The sequence below is a fragment of the Methanoregula sp. genome, from assembly GCF_049690535.1.
GTDB lineage: Archaea > Halobacteriota > Methanomicrobia > Methanomicrobiales > Methanospirillaceae > Methanoregula.
In genome coordinates this window covers 1-3,336 of the sequence record NZ_JBAVMX010000080.1, presented here as the reverse complement: position 1 = coordinate 3,336, position 3,336 = coordinate 1, and the positions used below count along the sequence as shown (strand labels likewise).

Here is a 3,336-nt window from a genome sequence, read left to right as displayed (position 1 = left end):
TGCCCACACCGTGCCAAGGATGCCGACCGGTACGCTGACAAGGAACACGTACCGCCAGTTGTAGAACGCGAGGACGCCGCCGAGGATCAGGCCCACGAACTGCCCGGACAAAAAGGAGATGGTGTTGAGCCCCAGCGCCTTGCCTCGCTCGTCCGGAGGAAATGCATCGGTGAGGATGGCTGCGCTGTTGGAAAAGGTAAACGAGGCGCCCACCCCCTGGACAAGACGGAAAACAATAATCTCAAGGGCGCCTGCGCTCCCCTTGTCCGGGGTAAGAAAGAGGAGGATGGATCCGAGGGTAAAGATGGCAAACCCGAGATTGTAGAGTTTCACTCTCCCGTACATATCCGAGAGCCGGCCGCAGCTGAGCAGCAGGGTTGCAGTGACGAGGCTGTACCCCATCAGCACCCAGATGAGGTACTGGAACGAGGTGAGCGGGTCGATATTGATACCATTGAAGATCGCGGGCAGCGAGATGAGGGTGATACTCCCGTTCACGGATACCATGAACATCTCGATGGTCGTGATCGAGAGGACGATCCACTTGTAATCAATGCCTTTTTTCGCGGGTCCGGTTCCATCGCTGGATGTTTCGTTTGTTTCCATGAGATCGGGTTGACCCCGGTATCATCCGGGCATGTTCATGTGCGTGTAAAATATAACTTACAAAGGTAGATCGTCTGGAAACATAAGTGTTCAGGCTCCTGCGCGAAGGGGCCGGGCCGGTGGAGATACTGGATGAGACCGGAGATTGGTTAAGAGCGAAAATTTACTGAAGAAAAAATGCTCTTTTTCCAGGAATATCACAGGGAAACATTGAAACATTTCCATGATGAGAACTCCCTGAAGGTGACATGCATGAAATATGCCAATGTCGATAAAATTTACCAGACACTCCCTCTGGAGAACATCCCCTGGAACAGTGAGACACCACCGGAAGCGCTTGTGAACCTTGTGAAGAATGGGATCGTCCGGCCCTGCAAAACCATTGATCTCGGGTGCGGTGCCGGTAACTATGCGATCTACCTTACCGGTCTTGGGTTTGAGGTTATAGGCGTTGACAGTTCACCCACTGCGATAAAAATGGCAGAAGAGCAGGCAAAGATCCGGGGAGTCCGGTGCAGATTTGTTGTCGCTGATCTCCTCGGAGATCTGCATGAAGTGACGGATACGTTTGACTTTGCCTATGACTGGGAGTTCCTGCACCATATATTCCCGGAAGACCGGGAGACCTATATCAGGAATGTGCATAAAATCACCAATCCTGGGGCAACGTATTTTTCTGTCTGTTTTGCCGAGAGCGATCCCCAATTTGGCGGAAGCGGGAACTACCGTACGACCCGGATCGGGACGACACTCTATTTCTCCTCGGAGTCCGAGATACGGGAACTGGTCTCCCCGTATTTTGCCATCCGTGAACTAAAAACCGTGGATGTCAGCAGCAAATTCGGCCCGCACCGTGCCGTCAGCCTGCTGGCCACGCGACGGTAAAAAAATTGAGGGAAGTCTGGAGAAAACCCAGACTCACGTTATTTTTTGTGAATCCGATACATAAGGAAGGTGACCATCTCTCCCAAAAAAGGGGAGGCCGCCTACCGTTTCAATCCCCCCTCGTGGTTGGGAAATGCCACCTGCGGTCTCCGGGTAATGAATGAAGCGTCCAGATTATTTACCATCCGTGCGGCCATGTCTGCGGGAATTCCCAGCGCCATCATCTCAGGTGGCATCGAATGGTTCTGGGTCGGATCCTGCGGGCCCATGAATGCAGTGTCGTGCGGCGTGTTTTCCGCAAGGCCTGCCGGGAACGTGATAAAGGTCGAACAGGACGACCCCCAGGGAACGATCACCGGTGAGAACGGGTCGTCCCGATCGAAATGAATGAGTGCCGCCATGTTCCGGATCTGCTCGCCCGTGCCAAAGCAGCAGATGGATCTCACGCCAGGTCCGGGATCCGGCAGCGCCTCACATGCCTGCACGACGAGGTATTTTCCCGGAGGGTGGATCGGCCCGGCCGCTGCCGTGCAGCGCTCGACCAGATCGGGGCTCGCCTTCAGATACTCTGCTGCCCCGCCGCGGACATCTTTCCTGCCGGTCGATACAAAATACCCGATATCATCGGGAACCGGGATAAACCCGGTATGGTAGAGCCCCCCCATGCAACAGCCCTCGCTCGTGTCAGCACTCACATAGATCGCTGACACGGCATTTCCCGTCGCCATCCGGAACAGGGAGACTGCAAAACACCGGTTAACCCCGTTCATCGGCGGGATGCCCGCCGGCAGGACCTCCGATCCGTACACTGCAAGAGGGCGTGTCGAAAGCCTGAATGCAGACGCAAGCCTCGCCCCGATATCCCTGAAATCCTGTTCGGTCATGATTTTCCCCCGGTCACCGCTTCTCCGGTAAGTCCTTTCCAGATCGGCCCATCAAATACCCCATCTTTTGCCTCCGCCTCCATTTCCTGATAGAGCGAAAACGGTACGGCAAACGTGAACATCTTCTCCGGGATGGTTTTTCCCACGTTTGCACGTGCTGCGAGGTCAGTGTACCCGAGCACTGCCCGGGGATGATCCTTTTTTGCCTCGTCGTAAACGAACGCCCCGATCTGCTGGCAGGCAGCCATAGGCGGAACCCTCACAGGATCGGTGCCCTCACGGACTGCACCTACAAGGGTGACGAGCCCGGTGATCTGGAGCGGGTCGGCCAGAAAAACCACAACGACCGGATCCTCTCCGGGGTTTACTTTGCTCAAGGGGGTGAAGATCACGTACTTCTCGGCAATGTCCGTGATCGGCAGGTCTGCGGTCATAAACCGCTTTGCCTTTTCCGTATCTTTGTGCAGGCGCTCACCGTGCAGAAACTTCGCACGCTCCTGTTCGGGGATGTGCTGCACGGTTGCGCAATAGGCCTCCGGGTTCCTGCTGCTCTCTGCACCTTTCACAAAGAATGCCGACATAAAATCAACGCCGGCGCCGCCGAAGGCATCATAGTACCCGTTCCCAAATCCAAGGCCGGCCCGGGCACCGGGGCAGCCATAGCTCTCCCGGTCGAACACGGCCGTTCTCCCCTTCGTTGCGACCTGCGCAAAATACGGCATGATGCAGGTCTGCCCGTGCGGTTTTATCTGCAGTGCACCAGCGGGCTTTGTGTTGCTCCAGAGAATGGCCACGGGTTCGTACTCGAGCCGGAGTTTTTCTGCCGTAATACTCTTCATGCCCGTTCACCCGGCTTATTTCATCCAGCCCATCTGCTCGTACCATTCGTACTCATGGGCGAATTTATCCTTGTTGTACTTCACGAGCTGGCAGAAGTACTCCCTTTTCTGCCGGTGGATCT

The 3,336-nt window shown here is 55.6% G+C and carries 4 protein-coding genes; 1 reads left to right on the top strand and 3 read right to left on the bottom strand.

Annotated elements, in window-relative coordinates; all coding sequences use genetic code 11:
* On the bottom strand, window positions 1-606 hold a 606-nt coding region (locus tag WCE46_RS05745), incomplete at its 3' end, for an MFS transporter (protein ID WP_424732746.1).
* Window positions 607-858: 252 nt separating this feature from the next.
* On the opposite strand from WCE46_RS05745, the gene WCE46_RS05740 reads away from it, so the two are divergent.
* Complete coding sequence (locus WCE46_RS05740; protein ID WP_424732745.1) at window positions 859-1,491, top strand: class I SAM-dependent methyltransferase; 633 nt, start codon at window positions 859-861, stop codon at window positions 1,489-1,491.
* A 101-nt stretch (window positions 1,492-1,592) separates the two neighbouring features.
* Here the strand turns inward: WCE46_RS05740 and WCE46_RS05735 are convergent, their stop codons facing one another.
* Together WCE46_RS05735 and WCE46_RS05730 are read right to left on the bottom strand one after the other, a co-directional pair.
* Complete coding sequence (locus WCE46_RS05735; protein ID WP_424732744.1) at window positions 1,593-2,375, bottom strand: DUF169 domain-containing protein; 783 nt, start codon at window positions 2,373-2,375, stop codon at window positions 1,593-1,595.
* Window positions 2,372-3,214 carry a DUF169 domain-containing protein gene (locus WCE46_RS05730; RefSeq protein WP_424732743.1) on the bottom strand — a complete coding sequence of 281 codons (843 nt, stop codon included), beginning with the start codon at window positions 3,212-3,214 and terminating at the stop codon, window positions 2,372-2,374. Before WCE46_RS05730 ends, WCE46_RS05735 begins: the two co-directional genes overlap by 4 nt.
* Window positions 3,215-3,336: the final 122 nt, after the last annotated feature.